This is a genomic window from Achromobacter deleyi (assembly GCF_013116765.2).
GTDB classification, from domain to species: domain Bacteria; phylum Pseudomonadota; class Gammaproteobacteria; order Burkholderiales; family Burkholderiaceae_B; genus Achromobacter; species Achromobacter deleyi_A.
Window position 1 is genome coordinate 2,106,512 of sequence record NZ_CP074375.1, and the last position, 23,737, is coordinate 2,130,248.

Consider the following 23,737-nt stretch of genomic DNA (forward strand, 5'->3'; position numbering starts at 1 on the left):
AGTCATCGGGCCGAGACCGCATACCGCCCTATGCCTTCTTGGTCGCCGAGACAACGTGTGCCTGAATCTTGCCGCTGACCTGGCCACCCCCAAAGCGCTTTTCGATGGCGGCGGCGGCAACATCCGTTGCCGCGCCCAGAATTGAGGCGTCGCGCCCTTCGAGCTCGTTGCGCAGCGGCGTTCCCTGGCAATAGGCGGTCGCGACAGTTCGAGGTGACTCGCCCCGGCTTTGCATAGCAACGGTATCGAACCGAATGGAGTCCGCGAAGCCGCCCTTCAAAAGCGCGCTGGCTATCACTGCCTGGTCGTAGTAGCCGTGCGGCACCCTCACCATGAATTGAGGAGGATCCTTCGGGAACAGGCCCGCCATCGCCTGGCTGACGCAATCGGCGAATTCGTTTTCCTCTATTCGATCCCAGACATTGAACAAGAACGTTCCCCCTGGCCGTAGTACCCGGTTGGCCTCGGCGAAGGCTATCGCTTTGTCCGGGAAGAACATCGCACCGAACTGGCATACCACCGCATCGAAGGCGCCATCGGGAAATGGGAGGCTCATCGCATCGGCCTGCCGCCACGTCACCGCGCGGCTCGTGCCGAGGGTCATTGCATGATCGAGCATGGCCTGACTCAAGTCGGTCGATACGATAGAAACGGCGGCGGGCAACTTGTCCGCCAGATGGCGCGTGACCACCCCAGTCCCCGCGGCGATTTCCAGGACCGCCCCAGGAGCCAGGGAGGCGACTCGGCGGGTCATATCTCTTGCATACGGATCGAAGATCAGCGGAACCAGATACTGCTCATACACCTGAGGAATGGGGCCGGCGAAGACGCGATCGCCACTGGACGTGTTCATGATGATCGACTCCGAAGAACGTCGATGATGCCGTCTAGCGAGCCGTAGACGGGCCAGGCCTTGGTTTGCGTGGCGAACTCATGAGGCCCGTCGCGAAGAATGCCTTTGAAAAGAATAGGTCAAGCTCGGGGCCAGTACAAACAACAAAGGGAATACGCTAGCAGGCTTGCCGGCGATACAGGGGGCCGAGGCCGTGACGATCCCCCAGTGCAGAACGATTTCATATTTTCGCTGCAACAATAGGTTGAATACATGGCCGAAAGCGGACAATCACGAAGGTCGGCTTCCGGCCAGAAGCGGTCATTGGTTGGTAAGTCGCAAAATGTCGGATTCAGGCTGATCTGAGTCATTCATGGTCCAGTGCCTGAATGGCCGCAGCACACCAATACCGGCCGTTGACCACAGCATGCCTTGAACGGCAGCGTCAACTCGGAATCTGCCTCTTGAACGCCTGGCTCGCCGAGTACCGCTTCAAACTACTGTGTTTGCACCTCGCGTCAAGCTCATGTCGCTCACACAGCTCTTGTCGATTGCTTCAACGTTTCCAGATTAGCTAGAGCTCCAGCAGGTTGATGTGAAGTTTCCGTCAAAATAGGAATGCGTCGAGGCTGCAGCACTCCGGCAATAGCAATTTTTTGCGCTTTAAACAAAACGGCAGCACCCACAACCGCAGTCCTGAAGATTTCGGAAACTCGAACACTGGAAGGGCCTTGTTCAAGCTATCCGTTTTCGGGTAGATAAGCACCACATCCCCTTGACCGTCGAGGTAGTTTTGGCCATACGCGTGGAGTTGATAGAAATCGCCCTGATCCAAGCCGTATTTGTCTGAGCCCGTGGTCTGCTGACCATTGAGCAGCTTCCACTTTGTATCCAGCACTAAACGATTCACCTTCGAAGTCTGCAGCAGCAGATCGGGTTTCAGGCGGAACCAGTTCTGTTCGAGGTGCCTGACCAAAGAAAGGCTGCGAGCCTGCGTGCGCAGCGTAAAGCCTTGCCCAAGTTGCCGCGCAAGGTGCTTAGCGACGAAGGACTCGAACACCGCCTCCATCGAAAACAGCAGGGACGCCGCATGATTCCCTCCCTCGCCGGTGAGCGGTGACTCATCCTCCAGGATCAGTCTCGCCCAAGCCAACGCCCCTTCGTAATGCGCCATGCCGCGATCCAGGCGCACTCGCTGGAAGTCCGTAGCGGGGTGTTCCGATGCCGGCACGTCGGCAAACACGAAACACAGCTCGCGTGCCAGTTGCTGGCTGACCTGAGAGGCGGTCCACGCGAGCACCCGTTTGAGCGCCGCATGCAACAAACGGTTCTCCGGTCTATTGGGCGAGAACTCATCAAATTCGGCAAAGAAACGGTCGCGCCGAAACAGGTTGTGCCGCAGGTGTGCTGCTATATGCAGCTTACCGCGCAGGGCAATCAGGTTGTCTTGCTGCGCTCTGTAATCGCTGCGCAGACCGCGTTTGACGAGATGCTGCACGGTGCGAAGGAATTCAGCGATGAACACTTCTAGCAAGGGCATGCGGGTGGCGAACAGCTTGGCGCTGTCGGTCTGGATGTGGCGAAAGCCACCCAGGCAGCGTAGCATCTCGATCAGCAACTGACGTGCCTCGACGTCGCCCCCGCCAATGGCTTTGCCGACTTTTGGCAGCACCTCAATCTGATAGCCGTCCGGGGCCCGTATCACCCCGACGAAACGGGTCACCTGCACAGCGCGTCGCCCGCGCCGCTGAGTCAAGCGTAACCAGGACGTTTCACGCACCTCGGCCAGGCGCAGCGCCTGCGCTTCCAGCCAGGCAAAAACCTTCGGCGGCACCGTGCGCAGCCCCACGCCATCGGTGACACCATCGGCGGCAGCTACCAATGTATCGAATTCATAGACCGGGGTGTGCGCCATTCGCCCCCCTCAAGCCAAGGACTGGTAGACGCCAAGGTAACTGGCTGGGTTGACGAATGCCGAGGCCTGGAGTTGATGGCAGCGCTGGGTGGTGTAGCTGTCGAGCCCGTGGTCGTCCCCAAACAGGTCATTCAATGACTGCTCGTGAGCATCGCTCTCGGTGATGAACTGGGCGGCATCGGGCTTTTGGTTGTCGCCCAGCACTAGCCGAATCTTGCGCCAATCCTCAAAGAAGTACTCCTCCAACAGGGGCAATACGCGATTGCGGAAGGTTTTGGTCAGAGCCTCGAACCGCTGCGCGCCATCCGTCGTGCTCCACAGGTGGGTGAAGTAGGCGTGGCCGATGCAATGGTCGCGGTCGTACAGCGCCTCGATGCGTTCGTTGATGCGCTCAAGCATCTGGCGCACGTCGATCTTGCCTGCATCCGTGCTCACAACCAAGCCCGACAGCGGCGCGCTATATGGCTCATCGGGCACTTTCACGGCGCGCGTGTCGGGCAGTAGCGGTACGAAATCAAAGCGGCGGCGCAGCGCCGTATCCAGCAAGGCCAGTGAACGATCCGCCGTGTTCATCGTGCCGATGATGTCCACGTTTGCTGGCACGGAAAACTTCTCACCCGAATAGGCCAATGTCAGCTCTAGGGGCGGCTTGCTGCCATCAAGTGGATCGCGTTTGTCCGGCTCAATTAGAGTGATCAGTTCACCGAAGATCTTGCTGATGTTGCCCCGGTTGATCTCGTCGATCACCATCGCAAAGCGCTGATCGGGGGCTTGCCGCGCCTTGCGGCACAGTTCCTTGAACGCGCCAGGGCGAATTTCGTAGGCCACTTCGCCCGCGTCCGGATCGCCCGCCAGCACCGGGCGCAGTCCTTCGACGAATTCCTCGTAACCGTAGGATTGGTGGAAGGTGACGAAGCTGTAGCGCTGCACAGCACCCGCGTCCTGTTGGCCACGATTGAGCTGATCGACCAGTTCAATCAGGTCGGCACAGTCATCGCGCCAGTCTCCGGCGAACTGCCAAGTAGAACCGGCCATTTTGTCAAAAATGGCCGGTTCCAAACGGCGGCTGTACTTGACCGTTGTCGACTCTTCGACGGTATGCGCCTGGAGGTTCGCCCACATCGAAGCACGGCGGTTTTTCGCGGTACTGCGTGCGGCAACTGCTTGTATGAATGGATGGTCAAGAAGCTGACCCACGGTTGCCGATCCGCCTAGGTCGTACAGTGTGGCAGCTGCAGCCTCCCACCACGTCAACACTGCAATCCTCTCTGCGATGGCTTGATTGCGCCACTCCTGCGGAGTGATCATGGACGCCGGTTGCTCGTAGTCGCGCTTGAGCAGTTGCATCAGCGTGTAAGTTTTGCCTGTACCGGGCGGGCCATAGTAGATGCGGTTGATACAAGCTGCTACCGGCTTGCTGGCCGTAGGTTTGGCAGCGGGCTGCGCTGGCTCGGGCGTCGCCGGCCCACCGCAGCCGATACTGGAGGCCTCGATGGGCTCGCCCGCCAGGGTGGCCAACTCGGCCAAATCAGTGCCGAAGAAGGGTGTGAGCAAGGTTGACTCGAGTTCCGGCAGATCATCCGCCCCCACCTGCCAGAAAGTGGTGTTGCCCTGCGGCGACCAATACTTAGAATTGGCGGTGTAGCGATCCGTGCGCGTCGCAGGTTTGAGTACCCGGTAGCTGCGCTGCAGCCAGCCGTTGCCCTTGGCGCAAGGCATGGCAACCGAAGTGAACTGGCAAATACGTTGCGGGCTGTTGCCGTGACAGAGAAAGAACAAGGCGCCTACCGGTGCCTCGGCGAACTTCTTGCCTTGGTCTTTGCCCGTGTCACAGTGCATCACAGCCCACATGCCATCCAGATATTGCTGGCGCTCGGCATCTGTGAAGTTGGGCGGGTTGCCGTGCGAGAGCTTCCAGATGGCCAGGTTCTTCTGGCTCCATGCCTCCCACACCTGACGCCCGAATTCCAAAATACCCATACCATCGGGTCGCTTGGCCAGCGCGGCCTTCTGCAAAGAGACCATCGACTGGCTTGCCGAGCCGCCGACGAATACGGCCAGAGGTGCCTTCTTAAAGATGTCCAGGATCACCGGCGTCTGCCGGTTCTGGTAGTGAAAGGCGATCTTCCACTTGGTGGCTTCGCCCAAGCGATCAAAAGCTTCAATGCCGTCCAGGTCGCCGTTCGCGGCCAAGGCCGCGACTTGCCCAATGTAGCCACGCACTTTCTCAAAGGCTTCTTCGGCAGTGGAACCCAGTGAGGAGTACCAGCCGTAGGTATCGGAGTAGCTGCGGCTTTCCGCACTCTCGCGCGCATCGAGGTTCTTGCGCGAAAACACACCGAACTTGAACGACGAACCGCCCCAGATGCTGCCCAACTCATCCAGCCGCGATTCGATCCAGTAGGTAAAACTATCCTTCGATCCGACCTGGCTGTAGTCATCCAACGTCATCGTGGCCAGACGCGAGGTGGGCCAGACCGACAGGAATTCGTCCCACAAGGCGTACTGTTTTTGGAAGTCGCTCACTTCAGCACCTCCTCAACCCATTCCCAGCGCTTTTCCTTGACCATCACGAACCGGCAGCGGCCTTCTGACAGGTTGGCCCACAGTCCACCGATCAATCGGTCATCCTCAGCCCCGTTCCAGCGATCCGCCCCTTTGTATTCAACCGCGATAATCGGCCCCGCTTGGCTTGCTGTCCCTGGTAACTGGCACAGGAAGTCCGGGTAGAAACGACCATCGGCCTTCTGCAAGAAGAAGGAACTGCCTTCGCGCCGAACGAGGTTGCGCACCCAGAACTGGATTCGGCCTTGTTGCGCCCATATATCCAACTGGCAGGCGCATTCGAACTCTTCCTTGCTGTCGAAGTCACCCATGCGCCCGTAGAAGTGCTTGCGGAAATCGAAGTGCCCAAAGCGTCCATCGTAGTCACGGCTGGGCGCGTAGGCTTGGGCGTGAAACTCGAAGGCGTATTGATCGGTCACCGCCACGCGCGTGGCCGCATCTTGACCAAATAGTACCTGTTGGAAAGCTTTGCCGACAGCCTGTTTGCGCAGTTCACGAATGCGCGCCTCGACCAGATTACGGATCAGAAATTTCTGCAAGTTGGCGCGTGCCAGCGTGAAGCCTTCCCGGCGCAGCAAATCGGTGAGCCACGCGGCGACAAACGTCTGCTTGCTGGCGTGCGTCAGTGACGGCTCAGGCAGGTTGCGGCACAGCCAGGTAGCAATGCGGACTTCATCCCAGTTTTCGGGTTGATAGACGAAGCCCAAATCACGCTGCAAATCGGGCAAAAAGCGCGACACCACGTGGCCGTCCCCGCCGATATCAATCTCTCCTCCTTCCGACAATTTCAGCGCCACACCTAGGGCTGTCAGGTTGTCCGCTGTCGGTACGGCATCGTAGGGCGAGAGGTCCCACGGATACTCCAGTACCTCCGGGTCATCAAACAACGCCAATTCACCTTGACTGCCCTGCATCCGCAAGGCCAGTTGCGGCACGCGAAAGCGCTCGCCCAATTCAGCAGGCGTCTGGAAAAACTCAATCGCCGTGGTGCGGCTGACTTCTGCCGCTTCCACAATGGCCGCTGCGGCAGTTTCGGAGGTGACTGAGGTTTTGAGGAGTTCTGCCTCATCTTCCGTCAGCGGGGTGCTAATGGTTAGGGTATTGAGCTTGCCGTCCCAGCTCACCTTGTCACGCACCTGCTTCGGTACGCTCTTCAGGTCGGGCCTTTCAGACAAGGTGAGCGCAACAGGCCGAACGACCACGCGCCCTGCGTGCCCTTCCAGGTCCAGTCGTGCCTGCTCGGCCTTGGCAGCCGTGACGAACTCCGCGACTTCACGCCGCTCGAAACCAGCGCCCACCACCAAGCGGTCACGCAGTGCGCCGGCCGTCTCGGCAAAGTTGCGCGACACCACGAAGGCATAGGACTGGTTCAATGCCTTTGCCTGCCGATGGCTAGCACCGGGCTGCCGCAGCACGCGCCCGAGCAACTGCTCCACCGCCGTGGCCGACGACAGCGAGGCCATGCTCACCAGAATGTAGGCAAACGGACAGTCCCAGCCCTCGGCCAGTGCCTTCTGTGTGATGACAAACTTCACCGGGCAGTTCGGGTCGGCAATGCCCAGCTTGTAATCGGCGTCAATCTGCTCCAGCCCTTTTTCTTCGCCCGTGGCCACCACGATCTCGCTGGCCGGGATGCCGTGGTTGGTGATCAGCTCGTTCTTCACCTTCTCGAAATCCAGCGTCTCGATTCCGGCGCGGCGTGGTTCCGACTGAATCAAGACCAGCGGGCGCAAATACGCAGCCCCGGCACGGCGTTCTTCATCGGCTAGCTTGTGCAAGGCATCGCGGCGGCCAATCGCGTCAGCCAGGCATTGGTGCCAGTTGGGCTCGGCCTCCAGCACTATCGGCAACTTGATCATTTCTTCCGCCTTCAACTCGGCAGCGGACACGCTGTGGAGCACGTTGCTGGGTGTGCGCTCCAGATCGGGCGTGGCGGTCAACTCCATCACCCCGCTGGGGCGGAAGCGCGCCAGCATGTCAAAGGCCAGTTCGGTGCGGCTGTTGTGTGCCTCGTCCACCACCACGAACGGGCGGCGCAGACGCAGCACATTGGCTAGCGAATACGGGGTGGTGCGCTCGCTACCCTCGCCATCGGTCAGCAACTCGTCGCGCTGTGTAGGCGAGAGGTTGTCGAAGTGGTGCATCAGCGCACCGCTAGACTGGTACACCTTGCGGCACTCTTCTTCTTCCACCTGAAACGCCTGCCGCGTGGCGATGATGATCGTGGTCGAGGTATCGAGCGTAGCGCGGGTGATGCTCTTGGCTTCTTCCAGATCCAGCACCGTGATGGGCCCTGCCTCGTGCAGTGCAGCGTGATACGGGTGGCTGCGATCCTTCAGCGCCTTGATGGTCTGCTCACGAATCGGCTTGCTGGGAACCAGCCACAGAATCACGCTGTGCTCGCAACGCAGCAGATGCATGTTGACCAACGCCACGCTCTTGGCCGCCAGCCAGGTCTTGCCACCGCCGGTGGGCACACGCAGGCAAAAGTACGGCATATCGAGCGGGAAGCCCGACAGTGGGTTGTACGGGTTGCCGCGTCCCCACAGGCGTTCGGTGGTGGCGGTGAAGGCAATCGTGGGTGAGGGCAGTTCGTAGCAGGCCTTGAAATAAGCCTCCACGCTGTCGAGCACTTGCTGTTGATAGATTTTCGGTGCGAATCCGGACATGTCTTACACCTCCAACGCGTAAGGGGTTTGCTTGAAGGTGATGCCCTCGCGTGCAGCGCGGCCACCCATGCGGTTGGCGGCGGCGTATATCACTTTCGGGCCAGTGAATTTAGGCAGTACCTCGAACACTGGGCCGGTGAGCACATTTCCACCGCCAACGGACTTGTCCTTGAGGATGCCGTTGTAGAGCAGATAGATGGCGCGCCCCTCATGCACGCCCAGCAGCGGTGAATCAGCTGTGCCGGTGAAGCCTGTGCCGGTTTCAGCGAACCAGACAAACTCGGCCAGTTGCGCGAATGTCACATCGCTGCGGATTTGTCCGTCGGCATCGAACAAGGGTTCTGCGGACAGGCGGCAGAACTGGAAGCCGCCGCCGAGGCCTTCAATGACGGCGTCCTTTGCGTTGGTGTAGCCGGAAATGGCTCGCTTGGCGCGGCCCGCCGTGATGTTGGTTGCCACCTCCGGCAGCATTTCGACCTGGATGAACCGCCGATTGCCACCATCTTCAACGTTCTGCTTGAGCACGGCATGGCCAGTCGTGCCAGAACCGGCAAAGCTGTCGAGGACGATGGAATCCTTGTCAGTCGCGATTTGCAGAATGCGTTGGATCAGGCGGGTGGGCTTCGGCGTGATGAACACATCATCAGAGGTGTTGAAATTGACGATCTCAAGTAACTCTTTTTTGGCTTCCTGGGTGTGCCCCACATCTTTGTAGAACCAGATCGTCTGCGGCACTATTCCTTCTTTGACATCTGACAAATAGCGCTTGAGACGAGGCATATTGTTTCCTTTTTCGCCCCACCAAATACGCCCCTCCTTGTCCATTGCGTCGAACGACTCCTTAGAGATCGTCCAGTAGCGCCCGGACGGCGGACCTTCGATCACTCGACCGGAGGGAGACGTAACAGAGTAAGTACCCAAACTGTAATAATTACGCGCAGTCAAATCACTTGAGGTCCACGGCCCTTTCGTATCGCCAGTGTCTTTGTAGCGTGCATCTGCCTCCTCTGTTCGAGGCAGAAGATTAGGCTTCCACTTGTCTGAGTTCGATGCATACACCACGATGTAATCGTGATCTTCAGAAAGATGACGCGCAGAGTTCTTCGGAGAAAAAATCTTCTGCCACAGCACCGTCGCCACAAAATTCTTCGCACCGAAAATCTCATCCATCAACAACCGCAGTGTCGCCACCTCGTTGTCGTCGATGGAGATAAAGATCGCGCCGTAGTCGCTCAAAAACTGCTTCAGCAGCACTAGGCGCGGGTACATCATACAAAGCCAGCGGTCATGCCGATCCAGCGTTTCGCCTTCCTTGCCGACCACTTCGCCCAGCCAGCGGCGAATTTCCGGGCTGTTCACGTTGTCGTTGTAAACCCAGCCTTCGTTGCCGGTGTTGTACGGCGGGTCAATGTAGATGCATTTGACCTGACCGGCATAGCGTGGCAGCAGGGCCTTGAGCGCGTGCAGGTTATCGCCCTGCACGATGAGGTTGCCCGAGTCTTGGCCTTGCGCCGGGCCACAGGAAAGATCGGTCACCGGCTCCAGCAGGCGGAACGGGACGTCCTTGTGGTGTTTAACGACGGCTTCTTTGCCGATCCAGTTCAATGTTGGCATTAGCGCCCATCCCCTCAAGATTTGCGCGACGGAGGCAGGCCATCGCTGCGTTGTTCTTCATCCGCGCCTCCGGCGCGCACCCAGTCGTCCACCTCAGACACTTGGAATTTCCACAGCCGTCCAACCCGGTGCGCGGGCAGGTGCTTGCGGTCGATCCAGCGGTAGATGGAGTCGCGCGTGACGCCCAGATGCTCGGCAATCTGGTCCACAGAAACCCAAGGTTCAGCAGTCATCGCAGCACTCCAGCAGCAGGGTTTCGGGTGGCATAAAGTCGGTTTAAATCGCAAAGGGTGTAATTTATCAGCTTGGCAGGTAGTAGACGAACCCCCGATACTTTTGGCATCGTCTTTTGCTCGGCTTCCCTAACACTTCTGCGTAAGGCCGCTTTGTTTCAATGATCAGTCACATGAGATACAAGTACGACTGGCAGCAATCGCTGCGCAGCAGACATTGGCCGCCGAGGCACGAACGGCAGCAACGGGTCGAAAGCGGAGATAGTGAACAAAGGTTGTGTCCCTCCCAAAAAAACCTACCGGCGCGATTTGGTATCAAGTAGTGAAAACACACCATTATCGCTAGTCAGCCGTGAACGCTAATCGACTGTTTTCGGCCAGAAGCGGTCGATCAGCACTTCTTTCTAGTGGACCGCTTTCGGCTGATCGCCGTCAGCCAAGTTAGGAACTTGAACGACGGGCGCACCCGAAACCGACAGTTCACAATTCGAAAACTCGTCGGTCCGCTTCACCACCGAAACCGCTCGTTCGGATAGAACAGAGCCCAAAGCCTACTGTTCCGCAGCGCCTGCGGCGTGCTGCCGATCTTGCCGGTGATTGACACCACTGCCGGCCATTGCTATCCGTACTCGCTTCGGTGCTCAAACACCGTGCACACCACGCGCTCGCACGCCTCAAGCTAAAACTTCACTAACTTCCTGATGACTCCATCCTCTCAAAGATTTGGCGGCCTCCTCCAAACCCGGGGAGGTTTAAGGAAGCTGCCAGCGAAGCAAAAGGCGATCCCTAGGCGACGTTCCGTTGAGGCTCTACAAGCAGCCTTCTGGCGGCAGCGTTGTGCCGTGGAGGCGCGACACGCACTCCGTCTTTCGACGCGCCGACGAGCTCCACAACCGTACAAGGCAGATTGGCAGCATCGAACTTGCGCGCGATGAACTCGCCCTCTTCCCGCTTGTGACTGGACATGATCAGTTGGTAGTCTTCAAACTCGACGAGGTTGCGCATGACATCGACGAAGGCTGCGGCATGGATGATGTCGTTGTGCTGAAGCGGGTCGTCTAGCAGCAATGCGCGCCAGCGCGACCAGCGGTAAGCCGTACTCGCGGCGCAAAGGATGCTGAAACCGTTCGCAGCCATCTGACCTTCGCTGAGCACGAGCTGCGGTGGCAGAGTCGTCTTGTACTGCGCGCCTTCTATGGCGTCGGGATGGCGTAGCTGCATCGCCAACGAAGTTCTTTCGACCGTGTGCTCGGCGTTGAACTGCACACTTTCTCCGGGCGTGCTGAGCAATGCGCGATTGAACGAATCGATGAGTTCATTGAGCGGCAGCAAGAACTGATTCGAGAAGCTTTCTGCCTCCGCTCTGAGCTGCTCTCCGTACGCGACCAGCGCTTCGCGTGTCTCTGTAGTCATCCGCAATGCGGTGCGTGCATCCTGGAGGCTCCCCTGGAGTTCCTGCTCCCGTGGGACCGGGTTGTCGGCTGCACCCGCACCGCCTTGTGAGTCCATCTGGGCTCTCAGACTTCGCAACTCATCCTGCGCCAGGTACGCCTCATGGCTTTGGGCGATCAAACCGATCTCCGCTTCCTGCTCGGTCATAGTGGTTGCGAGCGCCTCTAAAGCCTTTCTGCGCGCGTCTATCGATTCAGCCGCAGGCTCGTCAGCCATGCCAGCCATCGACCAGCCACTGGTAGCCGCAGCGCGACTGACCTCCGCATTGCGAAGTGCCGCTGCGACTCGAGATTTCTCTCCGTTCGCTGCTGACAGTCGTTCACGTGCGGCAGATTCCGCGTTGGCGGCGGCAGCGCGAGCCGAGGTCATGCTTTCAAGCTTCACGCGCTCGACTTCGAGGCGCTTACGAGTCCTTTCGATCTCAGCGTCTGCCGTTGAAATATCCCAAGGTTTCGAATGCTTGCTCAGGCTCGCCTCAATGGCGTTGCGTCTGGCCTCAAGCCGCGCGAAACGTTGCATCGAAATGCCTAGCCGATCATCCAGGGACGCCAGTGCCCCGGCTATGGATTCAATCTGGCCTTGGGCCGTGCCAACGTCGGATTGAGCATCTCCTCGAACTGCGAGGAAATTATCGCGGGTACGTCGGGCATCGGCCAATCGCTCGGCGGCGATTGATACCAAATCCTTGTCAACACTTGTACCCAACCCTTCGGCAATCGAAGCACTTTCAATATTGAGCGTTGCCTCGGCGGCATTGGCTGCCGTTAGAGCCACCGCGGCGTCCGCGATCTGCTTCTCAGCCAGAGCGAGTGCGCTGGCTGCGGCTTGCGCGCTCATTCTCAGTTCATCGAGCGCGTGGACGTCTTCAGCCAGCATGACGTCCTGAGCGCTCAGCGCCTTCTGCGCACGCGCGTGCAGTTCGCCCTCAGAGAAAGTACTCGCGCACACGGGGCAATGGGTATCGTCGTGTCCTATGTGCGTAATCAAGCCCGACAAAAGCCCCGCAAGCTCGGATGCGCTCCGACGCCTCGCCGCCACCCGCGCAGCGGCATCACGCTCAGCCTCGCGGTCGGAATCCAGCGTTTCTCGAAGTTCGAAAAGCGATTCCCGCACGAAATCTGCGGTGGAGCTAGCCATGTCGGCGGCGTCGCGCAAGTCCTGCGCGGACCGCTCCATGTCGTTCAATGCTCCGGCACGCGCGGCCCAAGCCTGCAGCACAGTGTCACGAGCGTCCAAGCGGTTCAGCGTCGCCTTGGCTTCCAAAGTTACAGACAACTGCTGCTTCGCGTTCGCGAGATCCGTTGCGAGGGCGTCGCGCTCGGCTCTCAGATCAGACTCCGACTCCTTTTCCGCACGCCACTCAGTGACAAGTGTTTCAAGCTCGCCAATGGCGGCCCGCGCTAGAACATGCTGTTTGAGTTCCGAATCGATCTGGGTTAGTACTCCTGCCTGCTCTGCAGCCGCTTGTTCGGCTCGGCTCGCAGCGAGCATGGTCTCACTAAGGTGCGTGGTCGCGGTAGTGACGATTCCCGTGGCAAGGGCCAGATGCTCGGTTTCCAGCCGGATAGACGTCGATGCATCGGTGAAGCGTTCAACCAACGTCGTCAGGGTGCCCAATTCGCGACGACCCACCGACACGCGTCGTTGTTCCGCTAAAACGGCCGAGCGGGCAGCGTTGAGTCGCATCGTGAAGTTGATCGGCACGTCGATACTGCCCGACGTACTGGCTTCGATCGCGGCGAGGCGGACGGCCAAGGATTCCTCGTCGACTGCGCCAATCGAGGCCGCACGTTCGCCTAGTTCGGCCAAGCGCGCCACGTTGGTCTGCCATGCTTCTAGCTCCCTGATAGCTTTATCTACCAGGGCTGTTTCGTGGTCCGTTCTCCGATTAAACGCGAATGTGGTGGGCCTCCCGCGTAGCTTGGTGCGGATCGACTCGAGCCTGTCTATCCCACTGGGGCCCTTGAGGGCTTGCCATTGGTCATTCTTTTCCCTGCTTGTGAAGCGCTGCTGGGAGGCTTGCCCGAGGAAGTGAGTAAAAGCCAGATATGCCCCCAGGTCATCGATGTTGTCCCACCTCGAACTCTTGAGCTGCTCGAGCAGCGCGGCCGCCGAAGGCGTCTGTCCCACGCCTCGGACGATCGGGGGGCCATCGCAAAAGGTGAGACTCACTTGGTGAGACCGTTCCTGAGCGTCCCGACGGGTAAGGTAGTCGAACTCCTGATACTTGCCGGAGAACCCCGCGAACCGCCTGACGATGCCTGTAAGACACCATTCGATACCGTCGAAAAAGCTGCTCTTTCCCAGCCCGTTCGTCCCAACGAGAAGGGTGAGGCCAGGGCCGGGTGCGATTGGCAGCTGGAACTCGCCGAAGGTCCTAAAGTCCTTCAGGTGGATGTGTTTGAGGAAGGTCCTGCTCACGATATCTTCTGCCTTTTCCACGAGGCGACTAGTTGCTCGACAAGAACGTCAGGTTCAGTTCCGGGGTCGCTTGCCAACTCGATCCACTCTCCCGCTGTGTCGGAGGGGAGACCTTCAAACGCAAGCGCACGACTTACATTGTCCAGCGATGCCATAGAGAAGATCGCGTTGGTGTTCCATGGGCGAGCGAGAAAGCTACGCTTCGTAAAGTCATCGAAGCTCTGCTCGTCCGCGCAGGGTTCGCTCGGGCGCAGCCAGACGAATTTGCGCGCCACACGCTCATCGCGTTCTGCAATGCGTGCCAGGGCCTTCCATCTGTCGTCAACTTCGCTGCCGCGCGGCCCGATCATGATGGCGTTCAGGTCAAGCGCGGCTGCCGGTGCGAGAAAGGATCTCGCAACGACACATTGGTTTCGCACGCGTCGGACGACTTCGCCGATGCCGGCCTGGTCTGGCGCTTCAGCAAGGAGTGTCAGCAAGACCGCATAGCGGCCGACCTGATACCCGCGGACATGGTTAGGCAGATCGCTTGATTCGATGCGCGCTGAAGGCGTGCCGTCCCCACCACAGAATGCCTGGCCGGCAAATCCAGGTTTCGGTTCAAATGCCAGGCCAAGACGAGTGGCTCTCTCGGTGAGGAGTCGCTCGCCCGCGTCCAGTACTTCCTGTGCTGGCGACGACGGTGTGGCTTCACGCATTGTCTTCCACCTTTTCCTCGATTGCTGCGCGCAACTGCGCAAAGTGCTTCTGTTCGATTGAGCCCAACATGGCGCCAAGTGCTGCGGCACTTTCTTTGGCTGCCGACCGGAACTGCGGATCGACGGCGAGCACCATTTTTTCGGCTTCCTTAGCTCTACCCAGAAGCATCATGCTAGAGCTACCGAAAGATGTGTTGGCGCTCGCAGCCAATATGGGCGCGATGCTCTGCATGGGAAGCAACACGAACTCGGTCGTCCAAGCGTGCGCCTGCGCTTCGACGCTCATGTCTTCACCATCGATAAAGCCGGCCGCGCATGCGTGGCCCGTCCGTTGGGATCCGTTTGAAACCCGCGCCAGATTGCCTGGCCGAGCTCCGTGCGGCGCCGTCGTCTGCCATGCGGTCGCAACCATGAGCGCGACGGCGCACGTTCGAATGAGAGACGGGAGAAGTCGGGCCCCTGCGAGCGTCGATGCTTCTGCAGCCGCCGCCGGATCATCCTTGGCGCACGACGCAAGGCCAAGAAAGCGCGACAACAGCGCTGGATCTGCCCGGAACTGGAGCAGCCAGTCCTGCCAGATCGGCTGCATCTGCTGTCGAAGGCAAGCCGCTGCGACAAAGGTTATGGCTCTCTGAGGATCTTCGCCCTGCGCGATATAGCGTGCCAAATGCGCATCCAACGCACTGAGCAGCCAACTGTCGAGCGCCTGATTGATCTGCGCCGCAAGGTACTCTGGCGGCAGCGCGACTGCGTTCAAGATCGACGGGTTCCCGCCTAGCGCTTTCAGGGGAGGCATTGGCAAGCCGGATGCGCTCAGTGACTCGCTAGAATAGGCGGTGACAAACTGCTTCCATCTCGCTACGTCAACGAGGAGGTTCAGGTCAGCTGCGTGGATGGCCAATCGAGCGATGGCCTGCGAAAGTCCAGGGCCCAGTACGGTGGGGGGATCGACGACCGTCAGGTCAAAGCGGGAGCCCGTTCCTGCCCATAGTGAGGAAACGTCGGCCAGCAGCACATCGCCGCTCCATCTGGCCTGTCCATCGATCAACTGCAGCATGCCGCTGCGCGGCAGGGCCTGTGCAACTTCATCGCGCCGGTAGCTGGGCGGCGGCAGCTTCGCGCGTGTGGCATGCTGTGTAAAGTGGGAGCGCGTGTCGTCGCTCAACTTCGGCGAGATGCTATCTTCAGGGAAGCGACGGGTCCAAGCCATGTGGTCCGCTTCATAGCCCGCCAGAAGGTTCGAAAAGGGCTGGAGAATGTTGTTGCGGTCTGGTCCTCGGCGCGCGATCACCCAATCGACCACCACTTCAGTTGTGCCGTATCGAAGACGTCGCGAGCGTGGTCTGTCGGTGTCGAGCGAATTGACCGAGGTCACCTCGTCGCAAACGATGTGGTTAAAGCTCGATGGATTGTTGCGATCGCAAACTTTTTTGAGCAAGTAGACGGCAAGTCGGTTGAGTCGCGCGGTTCGAATCGACAGCAGCTCTGGTTGCCGAGTTTGAAAGTACAGCTGGACACCCGGCCTCAGGCGGCTTTGTAGGTCGTCGAGCAGCCCAAGTCGCGCGACCTCCGCTCCAATCTCGGCGTCGTAGGCTGCGATAAAGTCGAATCCATTTCCGGCTGCTTCGGCGGCGAGGGCTCTGGTGTCGATTGCCAGCAACCGCTCTCTCAATGCCTGCACACTGCCTCGTTGCGCAATACCGAGCACGATCTCTGCATGCCGAAAGCTTCGCTCTGCTGACGCGATCAGATCGATCAACCCACCGTCGCCGTTTCCGCTTACGAAGAACGTAGGCGCTGGGTTCCCGTCGATGGACTCTGCGGGAACGCCAGCATCGCGCCAGTAGCTTTCGGTTTGTGTATTGGGTATAGGCGAGGGAAGTTCGATCCCGAAGCCTATCGCGAGCACCACCAGGTCGAACTCGTGCTCCCCTACCTGGCGCCCGCACGCGGGCGCGTCTTGTGTGAAGTGCACCTGGAAGCCGCTGCCTCTTGGGACAACGCTCGTCACGGTATGGCGCAAATGAATTGTGGGCTTTTGCTCCACAGCTGCTTTTAGCTGGTCGAACTCCCGCAGCACTGCGGCGCGTACCTCCACGGCCGAACCTGAACGCCAATCAAGTATGGGAAGTTGAGCGAGTTCGTGGCTCGCATAGGGCTTGGGCCACTCGTAGATGTGCGGGTCGATCCGCCGCCGTGAGGCGGCACCCTGCAGGGGCAAGAGATCATCTGCTTGCTCAAACAGGTGAACGTTCGCCCCTCCCTGCAATGCGAGTGCCGCCGCAAACGTAACGCCCGCAGCGCCGCCGCCGATCACTGCGATGCGCGCGTTCTCCCTGATGAATTGCTCACGCTGCAAAGCGTATGCGAGTTCAAGCGCGCGGACCTGCTGCGAGAAGAATGTGATTCGGGTGTCCTCAAGCCCAAGGACGTACGCGCCGGGATGTCCGTTGATTGCCGCTCCCGAAATCACGTCTTCAGGGGTCAGCACAATGACACACCGAGTCCATAACGATTGAAACTTGACTCCTGGCGCCAGGACAACATCAGCTGTGTAGTTCGATTCACGTTTTATCCCTTGCGGACCGCGAGCTTGTTGTCGAGGAAGGTCGCTGAAGGCGACACTTAGGCTCATACGGCAAAGCGATCCAATTGTAATAGACTTTATCAAATCTTACGCATCGCTTTGGCCTGCTAAAAACACGCCGGCCTAAGTGTTGTTTGCCCGCGCCCTGCTTTGCTGGCGGGATTAGAGAGCCAGGGTTCTAGCGGTGGACGGCTCCTTCGGACGGTGGAACTGGCGGTCTGAAGGTCTGCGGGGCGGCGCAGCGGCACTTGCCACCGACCGCAGCGGTCATTGAATTAACTGATTTTCTAGCTGATCGAGCGACGACAGCTGCGAGGTCCGAAGGCCACCCCAGTCAGGTCATTCGTTCAATACGAGTTACGGCGAGATTGATGACCGGAATTGGGCCAGCTCGCTGGCTGTTGTCGGGCCAGCGGCGGCCTTCACTGCAAACCCGACATTGGGAATGCAGTGCGAGCGGCTGCTTTGGGTCGGAAGCGGACCTCCACCCCATATACTGCGCCTTCCATGAGCATCTATCGCCGACACGATGTACTTCCCGAATGGGAGCCGAACCCCTGGGACATGAAGGATGCGGCCGTCGACGCACAGGAATTAGGTTTTCACGAACGCGCTATGAAACCACTCCCCTGGACGCGCGCTCCGTGGAACGACTTGCCTCAGTCAGGCATCTTCGGCCGTAACCGCGACTGGTTCGTCTCGAATGACATTGCCTTCTACGCGACCTTCGAGGGCGAAGATCTGATCCTGATCCAAAATACCTGGCATGGTTTTCCGGATCCTCCGGAATGGGGACTAGCCTCGCGGCCCGCAGGCCAGGTTAGCGCGCCATGGTCGCACTGGGGCCATTTCCCTGAATTGCCGGCTCCGTGGCAGATGCCAAAAGCGGCGTGAATCCTTGGTCCACAACGGGTCGGTAACGGCCCACCGCAACCACCGCTACCGACTCCACAAGCCCCCTCCCCTAGTCCCTGCTGGACGGAATGATCTTCCGCTCCATCAGCACCTCCAGCCAGTGCTTGACGCTTGCCTCGGTGTCGTAGGTCTGCGTGAAACCCGCCTGCTTGATCTTCACCGTGCTGACAAAAGCCGGCGGCGGTGGCGTTTTCAGGCCGTAGCCGAAGCGGGCGTCGGCGGAGTAATGGGATTCGCCCAGGATCTGGGCCACGGTCAGGGGCCGCAAGCCATGCCGCTTGACGATCTCGTCCCACAGACTCGCCCGGCTAGGCAGATACTCGGCCAGCCGGACGGGTTGGTCCGGACCCGGTTCGACGCGCAGGAACTCCGCCAGCGACGGCCACAGGTCGCGCCAACTGAAGACTTCGCCGTTGGTCAGGTTGAAGTGTTCGTTCCAGGATTGCGGATTCTCCGCGGTCCAGACGCCTGCATCGCCGATTAGGCGCACATCCACGGCTTCGCGCGGATAGGAAATGTGCCCGGGATAACCGAACGGCTTGCCTTCGGCGCGGCACACCGCCGCATAGACACCGATGACCGGCACGGTATTCATGGCCACGCCCACGTTGGGGCCGACCACGATGGTGGGACGGAAGATCGTCCAGCCGAAGCCGCAGCGCGCCGCTGTTTCGCGGATGTAGTCTTCCTGGAACCAGTACGAGTTCGGATGGTCGTCCCGGGGCTGGCGCTCGCGCGCGGGAATGCGGATGGGGTGCAGATGCACGCCATAGGCCTTGGTGCCCTGCAGCACCGTGACATGGCGCAGCCCACCAGTGCGGGTCAGCGGCTCGATCACGTTCCTGATCATGCTCAGGTTGGTGGTCATCTGCTCCGGATCCTGCCAGCCCGCGATGAGTCCGGGCTTTTCATAGACGGCCGCATAGAAGACATGCGTGACTTGCGGCAAGGACTCGAAGGCCCGACGGCAGGCCTCGGCGTCCTGCAGGTCTATCTGCAGATGGGTGAACGGCCGTTGGCTGATGATTTCCGGACGCCGCCGGGAGACGGCGATGACTTCCCAGCCGGCGTTCAGGAAGGAGTCGATGGCAGCGGAGCCCACCAACCCGCTGGCGCCGGTGACGATAACGGTTTGCGACATGATTCCCTCAGTCCATGACAAGGTTGATCTGCTTGAACAGCTCCTTGAAGCGCACGTACTCATCCGCCATGCGCTTGCCGAAGACCTCGCGGCTGTCCGAGGTCGGAACAATGCCCAGGCCGGCGAACTTCTCTTGCGTTTCAGGGTTGTTCACCGCCTTGACGATCTCGTCGTGGAGGCGATCCAGGATGGCCTGCGGCGTACCGGCGGGCGCCACGATTCCGTACCAGGCGACGCTTTCGGCGCCCGGCAGGCCGGCTTCGCCAACGGTGGGCACGTCCGGCAGCAGTGGCGAGCGTTTGGTGTCCGCCACGGCCAGGGCGCGTAGCTGGCCGGACTTCACGAACGACAGGATGGGCGGAACGCCGCTGATGACCATCTGGGTGCGCCCGCCCAGGGTGTCGGTGATGGCATCGCTATTGCCCTTGTAGGGCACGTGCAGGATCTCGGTCTTGGACAGGTGCTGGAACAACTCGCCTGCGATATGGCCGCTGGTGCCGACGCCCGCCGAGGCGTAATTGACCTTGTTCGGATTGGCCTTGATGTAGGCGATCAATTCCTTCAGGTTCGTCACCGGGATCGAGGCGTTGACCAGGATGACGTTCGGACCCGTAGCCACCAGGGCTACGGGCGTCAGGTCTTTGAGCGGGTCATAGGGCATCCTGCTGCGGGCATTGGGATTGACCGTGATCGGCCCGGCGGAGGCGAAGCCTATGGTGTAGCCATCCTTGGCGGACTTGGCGACGAGGTCGGTGCCCAGGTCGCCGCCGGCGCCGGGCTTGTTCTCGACGATTACCGGCTGGCCGAGTTGCTCGCCCAAAGGCTTGGCGACCAGGCGAGCAATGATGTCGATGGAGCTGCCCGGGCCAAAGGTGGCGATCAGGCGGATGGGGCGCGCGGGATAGGGATCGGCGGCCTGTGCGCTGGTAACAGCGGCCAGGCTCAGCGCCAGCCCGGCAATCAATCGGAAGGGAATCATGATGTTGTCTCCGGTGTACGGTGGTTTTTTTGCGTGAATGGAGTGCGTGGTATGCAGGTCAATCTCTGTGCGAGTACATCGGCTTGCCGGGATGCGGCAGGCGGGCGCGCAGGATGACGCCCTGCTCCGCTTCGGTGATATACAAGCTGCGCATGTCCTCGCCGCCGAATGCGACATTGGTGGTGCGCATGCCTGCGCAGGACCGGATGCGGTAAAGGGGTTCGCCCAAGGGGCTGAACAGCCATACGGTGCCTGCCTGGGCATGGACGACCGCCAGGTTGCCGGCGCTGTCGATGGCCATGCCGTCCGGCCCGGCGGTGCTGCCGGACAGCTGGATGTAGCGGCTGGCTTTCTTCATCTGGCCACTGGGTTCCAGCCGCAGCGCATAGATCGCGTTGTCGTGCGTGATGGCCACATAAAGCATATTCTCGGCTTTGTTCATGACTAGGCCGTTGGGCCCGGCCAGGCCATCCATCAAGAGGTCCACGGTCTTGCCGTCGGCGCGCAGGCGGAACACGCGGCCGGTCGGGTTCTCCAGGGCGCTTTCACCCTGATCGGTGAAGTACAGGTCGCCGTTGGATGCGAAGAACAGATCGTTCAGGCCCTTCAGTCCTTCGCGCTGCACGTGCTGCAGGTACGGCCGGATGCTGCGGGCTTCGGGATCCAGAAGCATCAGCCCGTGCAGGTGATCGGCAACGAAGATGCGCCCGTCCCGATGGATTTTCAGGCCGTTGGGCTCGCCTTCGTAGCTGACGATGACCTCAAAGTTGCCTGCCGGGTCCACGCGCAGGATGCGCCCATGCGCCAGATCGACGCACCACAGATTGCCGGCGCGATCGAACGAAGGCCCCTCCAGAAAAGAGTGCATCTTCACGTGGCGCGCGGCCAGCCAGCTCGAACTCTGTTCGGTCAGGTGCAGGGATTCGGGCAGCCGGGCGAATACCTCGGTGCCCATGGGTTCAGCGGGAGGATACATGGCGGGTCCTTTCAGGATTGCGGTTGATTGGCCGGAAGCTCGATTCCCAGCATCAGCGCGCTGAGCGACTTGCCGTGCGGATCCAGGCGCAGCGAGCGCGTGACGCCGCCGGACAGCACGTTCGGGATTACGAAATTCAGCGCCTTCAGGCTATCGACCTCGTAACGACGCACCTTCCCTGCTCCCAGATGCGCAAAGGCCTGTTCGACGCATTCGGCGGTAAGCGTCTGGCGCAGCACCTGCCAACCGTCGTCGTCGTAAGCAATGACGGCGATGCTGGAGGTATTGCCCTTGTCGCCGGCACGCGCATGCGCCAGGTCATAAACCAGAATGCTCATGGTCGAGCTCCCAAGGTAATCACTTCCGGGGTGACCCAATCGCGCGGGATCAGCAAGGAATCCACGGCGATGACCTCCTTGGCGCCCAGGTTGACCGGGCCGCCTGCGCCATAGGGGCCCTGCATGTTCAGCTGCCGCACGTGGTCGCCGAGCAGGTGGGCGCTCTTTCTGTCGGGGCAGCGCGCGGCGACCCGCAGCCGAACCTCGTAGGGATGGCTGGCCAGTGCTTGCGGATGGTCGCCATGCAGGCTGCTGATGCCGATCAGGTCGACCTGGATTTCGCTGGCCACGCCGCCATCGAGACGGAACCGTTCCTTCACGGTGTCGGCCGCCAGCCGGGCTCGGGCGATGGCGTTCACGCCTGCGTAGGCGACTTCTCCCGAGCCTATCCAGCCGTCGAAGTAACCGACCACGACCTTGTAGCTGTCGGTGCGTGGCGCGGCGTGAATACCGCGCACGGCTACCCGGTCGGCGTTCTGTTCTTCGAAATGCAGGCCATCCAGATTCAGTACGCAATCGGGCGTGACATAGGCCCTGGGGTCGTGAATTTCGTACAGGGCCTGCTCGGCGCAGGTCATGCGGTCCAGGCGCCCGCCCGAGCCGGAGGGCTTGCCTATGTAAAGCTCGCCGTCGCTGTAGAGATCGGCATAGGGATACGCCAGCTCGGCCAATCGCGGAACGTCTTTCTTGCCGGGGTCGGCGAAGTAGCCGCCGGTGATCTGGGCGGAGCATTCCAACAGGTGGCCCATGATGGTGCCGGCCGCCAGTCTGGGCAGGTCGTCGTAGCTCCAACCGTGGTGATGCAAGGCCACGCCCAGAAACAGCGAGGGATCCGCGACTCGGCCGGTCATCACGACGTGCGCACCGGTGGCCAGCGCATCGCGGACCACATCGGCGCCCAGATACGCATTCGCGGAGGCAAGCTGCGGCAGGATCGATTCCAGCGGCAGGTCGCGGTCCATCAATCGAAGTTCCGGATGCTGGCGCACTGGGTCGGCGACGTCATCGCCGACGACGGCGGCGCATTTCAGGTCGCCCCACCCCATGTCGTGGCCGATGTCCAGGGCGGCCTGGGCGGCGCCGGCCGGGTTGGCCGCGCCCATGTTGGACACCAGCCGCACGCCCTTCTCCCGGCAGGAGGGCAGAAAGGCGCGCATGCGCTCCTGCAGCATCGGGTTATAGCCGTGAGCCCCGTCGTGCCTGCGCGACAGCGTTTCGCGCGCGATCGTCCGCTCGGCCAGGCACTCGCATACCAGGTAGTCGATATCGCAGCTTTCCAGCAATGGCATGGCGGGGCCGATGCGGTCATCGGCCATGCCGGCGCCAACGCCGATGCGTAGCCGCTTGCGCGGTTCATTCATGTCTGTCTCCGTCCGTACTTACGGTTCGGCCCAGTATGGTGCGACTTTCCTGATCTGGAAATTGATATATTTATATCTTGGTGATAACCCAAACGCATCACGAAAACCATGACCCTGACCATCTCCGAATTGGAAGCCGTGCTGTTGGTGGCGGAGACGCTCAACTTCCGCATGGCCGCGGAACGCGCGCATATTTCGCAGCCGGCCCTGAGCCGCCGGGTGCAGGCCGCGGAACAAAAGCTCGATGCCAGGCTCTTCGACCGCGACAAGCACGGCGTCGCGCTTACCGCCGCCGGCGCGGAACTGGTGCCCATTGCGATGCGCATGCTGTCGGAATTCCGCGATTCCCTCAGCGATCTGTCGGAGTTCATTGCGGGCCGTCGCGGCAGCATCAACGTCTGGGCGCTGCCCTCGGTCGCTTCCGCCTTGTTGCCAACGGCGGCGCGGGCCTTCCAGAAGTCGCATCCCCAGGTGCGGCTGAATATCCACGCCGTCTCTGCGCGCCAGATCACGCAGGCCGTGTCGGAAGGCGACGCCGACATCGGCATATCCATCGAAATTCCCGACCAGCCGGCTGGCGTGACCTTCTCTGCCCTGCTGCAGGAGAAGTTCGTGCTGATCTGCCCCATCGACGATCCGCTGGCGCGCAAAAAGCGCGTGGACTGGAGTGTTTTCGCCGACCGTCCCTATATCGCGAGCGGTCCGGCCAGCAGCATTCGCCAGGTTACCGACCGGATACTTGCCGCCTCGGGGCGGATGCCCGAGATGAACTACGTGTCCGACAATATTTCGGTGGTGGGCGCGATGGTGGCCGCCGGCGTAGGCATCGCGGCGGTGCCGCAGCTGGCCCTGCGCCTGATGGATGCCACGCGCCTGTGCAGCCTGGACCTGCATTCGCCCATCGCTTCGCGCGAAATCGGCATATTGCTCAAGAAGCAGCGCTCCTTGTCGGCGGCGGCGCTGCATTTCCTGGATACCTTGCGGCGGACGGACCCTGGCTAGGATCGCGCAGGACGCTCAACGAAACCTCAACGGCGGCAA

16 protein-coding genes are annotated in these 23,737 nt (G+C 60.6%); 2 read left to right on the plus strand and 14 right to left on the minus strand.

Translation table 11 applies throughout. From position 1 onward, the window contains the following. Nucleotides 1-28 precede the first annotated feature (28 nt). From HLG70_RS09370 to HLG70_RS09410, 9 genes are all read right to left on the minus strand, one after another. Nucleotides 29-853: a class I SAM-dependent methyltransferase gene (locus HLG70_RS09370; RefSeq protein ID WP_171662813.1), complete on the minus strand. Its 825-nt coding sequence runs from the start codon at nt 851-853 to the stop codon at nt 29-31. Between the two features lie 586 nt (nt 854-1,439). After that, nucleotides 1,440-2,747, minus strand: coding sequence for an McrC family protein (locus HLG70_RS09375; protein WP_171662812.1), 1,308 nt, complete (start codon nt 2,745-2,747; stop codon nt 1,440-1,442). A 9-nt stretch (nt 2,748-2,756) separates the two neighbouring features. Further along, a complete protein-coding gene (locus HLG70_RS09380) occupies nt 2,757-5,273 on the minus strand; it encodes an McrB family protein (protein WP_234103036.1) in 2,517 nt (838 codons plus the stop codon). Then, a complete protein-coding gene (locus tag HLG70_RS09385) occupies nt 5,270-7,981 on the minus strand; it encodes a DEAD/DEAH box helicase (protein WP_171662811.1) in 2,712 nt (903 codons plus the stop codon). The genes HLG70_RS09380 and HLG70_RS09385 overlap by 4 nt, the downstream gene beginning before the upstream one ends. Nucleotides 7,982-7,984: 3 nt before the next feature. Then, nucleotides 7,985-9,595 carry a site-specific DNA-methyltransferase gene (locus HLG70_RS09390; protein ID WP_171662810.1) on the minus strand — a complete coding sequence of 537 codons (1,611 nt, stop codon included), beginning with the start codon at nt 9,593-9,595 and terminating at the stop codon, nt 7,985-7,987. Between the two features lie 14 nt (nt 9,596-9,609). Next, nucleotides 9,610-9,828 (minus strand): helix-turn-helix domain-containing protein, encoded by a 219-nt coding sequence (locus HLG70_RS09395; RefSeq protein WP_171662809.1) that lies wholly within the window; start codon nt 9,826-9,828, stop codon nt 9,610-9,612. 786 nt (nt 9,829-10,614) lie between these two features. Further along, nucleotides 10,615-13,701, minus strand: coding sequence for an AAA family ATPase (locus HLG70_RS09400; RefSeq protein WP_171662808.1), 3,087 nt, complete (start codon nt 13,699-13,701; stop codon nt 10,615-10,617). Then, nucleotides 13,698-14,399: an ABC-three component system middle component 1 gene (locus HLG70_RS09405; RefSeq protein ID WP_171662807.1), complete on the minus strand. Its 702-nt coding sequence runs from the start codon at nt 14,397-14,399 to the stop codon at nt 13,698-13,700. Before HLG70_RS09405 ends, HLG70_RS09400 begins: the two co-directional genes overlap by 4 nt. Further along, a complete protein-coding gene (locus HLG70_RS09410; protein ID WP_171662806.1) occupies nt 14,392-17,034 on the minus strand; it encodes an ABC-three component system protein in 2,643 nt (880 codons plus the stop codon). The genes HLG70_RS09405 and HLG70_RS09410 overlap by 8 nt, the downstream gene beginning before the upstream one ends. 459 nt (nt 17,035-17,493) lie before the next feature. Here HLG70_RS09410 and HLG70_RS09415 point away from each other — a divergent pair, with 459 nt between their 5' ends. After that, nucleotides 17,494-17,880, plus strand: coding sequence for a hypothetical protein (locus tag HLG70_RS09415; protein WP_171662805.1), 387 nt, complete (start codon nt 17,494-17,496; stop codon nt 17,878-17,880). Between the two features lie 70 nt (nt 17,881-17,950). Here the strand turns inward: HLG70_RS09415 and HLG70_RS09420 are convergent, their stop codons facing one another. From HLG70_RS09420 to HLG70_RS09440, 5 genes are read right to left on the minus strand one after another with little or no spacing between them, the layout of a single operon-like run. Continuing rightward, a complete protein-coding gene (locus HLG70_RS09420) occupies nt 17,951-19,042 on the minus strand; it encodes an SDR family oxidoreductase (protein ID WP_171662804.1) in 1,092 nt (363 codons plus the stop codon). A gap of 7 nt (nt 19,043-19,049) precedes the next feature. Further along, nucleotides 19,050-20,021: a Bug family tripartite tricarboxylate transporter substrate binding protein gene (locus tag HLG70_RS09425; RefSeq protein WP_171662803.1), complete on the minus strand. Its 972-nt coding sequence runs from the start codon at nt 20,019-20,021 to the stop codon at nt 19,050-19,052. Between the two features lie 58 nt (nt 20,022-20,079). Then, complete coding sequence (locus HLG70_RS09430; RefSeq protein WP_171662802.1) at nt 20,080-20,997, minus strand: SMP-30/gluconolactonase/LRE family protein; 918 nt, start codon at nt 20,995-20,997, stop codon at nt 20,080-20,082. A gap of 11 nt (nt 20,998-21,008) precedes the next feature. Next, nucleotides 21,009-21,335 (minus strand): AtuA-related protein, encoded by a 327-nt coding sequence (locus HLG70_RS09435; RefSeq protein WP_171662801.1) that lies wholly within the window; start codon nt 21,333-21,335, stop codon nt 21,009-21,011. After that, nucleotides 21,332-22,696: an acyclic terpene utilization AtuA family protein gene (locus HLG70_RS09440; RefSeq protein WP_171662800.1), complete on the minus strand. Its 1,365-nt coding sequence runs from the start codon at nt 22,694-22,696 to the stop codon at nt 21,332-21,334. The genes HLG70_RS09435 and HLG70_RS09440 overlap by 4 nt, the downstream gene beginning before the upstream one ends. A gap of 108 nt (nt 22,697-22,804) precedes the next feature. On the opposite strand from HLG70_RS09440, the gene HLG70_RS09445 reads away from it, so the two are divergent. Next, entirely contained in the window at nt 22,805-23,698 is an 894-nt protein-coding gene (locus HLG70_RS09445; protein WP_171662799.1) for a LysR family transcriptional regulator, read from the plus strand. Nucleotides 23,699-23,737: the final 39 nt, after the last annotated feature.

What these genes read in the sequence shown, in the direction of transcription:
- HLG70_RS09370 (WP_171662813.1), bottom strand. Translation starts at nt 853, where the DNA reads ATGAACACGTCCAGTGGCGATCGCGTCTTCGCCGGCCCCATTCCTCAG.
- HLG70_RS09395 (WP_171662809.1), bottom strand. Translation starts at nt 9,828, where the DNA reads ATGACTGCTGAACCTTGGGTTTCTGTGGACCAGATTGCCGAGCATCTG.
- HLG70_RS09385 (WP_171662811.1), bottom strand. Translation starts at nt 7,981, where the DNA reads ATGTCCGGATTCGCACCGAAAATCTATCAACAGCAAGTGCTCGACAGC.
- HLG70_RS09445 (WP_171662799.1), top strand. Translation starts at nt 22,805, where the DNA reads ATGACCCTGACCATCTCCGAATTGGAAGCCGTGCTGTTGGTGGCGGAG.
- HLG70_RS09420 (WP_171662804.1), bottom strand. Translation starts at nt 19,042, where the DNA reads ATGTCGCAAACCGTTATCGTCACCGGCGCCAGCGGGTTGGTGGGCTCC.
- HLG70_RS09375 (WP_171662812.1), bottom strand. Translation starts at nt 2,747, where the DNA reads ATGGCGCACACCCCGGTCTATGAATTCGATACATTGGTAGCTGCCGCC.
- HLG70_RS09405 (WP_171662807.1), bottom strand. Translation starts at nt 14,399, where the DNA reads ATGCGTGAAGCCACACCGTCGTCGCCAGCACAGGAAGTACTGGACGCG.
- HLG70_RS09440 (WP_171662800.1), bottom strand. Translation starts at nt 22,696, where the DNA reads ATGAATGAACCGCGCAAGCGGCTACGCATCGGCGTTGGCGCCGGCATG.
- HLG70_RS09430 (WP_171662802.1), bottom strand. Translation starts at nt 20,997, where the DNA reads ATGTATCCTCCCGCTGAACCCATGGGCACCGAGGTATTCGCCCGGCTG.
- HLG70_RS09435 (WP_171662801.1), bottom strand. Translation starts at nt 21,335, where the DNA reads ATGAGCATTCTGGTTTATGACCTGGCGCATGCGCGTGCCGGCGACAAG.
- HLG70_RS09415 (WP_171662805.1), top strand. Translation starts at nt 17,494, where the DNA reads ATGAGCATCTATCGCCGACACGATGTACTTCCCGAATGGGAGCCGAAC.
- HLG70_RS09425 (WP_171662803.1), bottom strand. Translation starts at nt 20,021, where the DNA reads ATGATTCCCTTCCGATTGATTGCCGGGCTGGCGCTGAGCCTGGCCGCT.
- HLG70_RS09410 (WP_171662806.1), bottom strand. Translation starts at nt 17,034, where the DNA reads ATGAGCCTAAGTGTCGCCTTCAGCGACCTTCCTCGACAACAAGCTCGC.
- HLG70_RS09390 (WP_171662810.1), bottom strand. Translation starts at nt 9,595, where the DNA reads ATGCCAACATTGAACTGGATCGGCAAAGAAGCCGTCGTTAAACACCAC.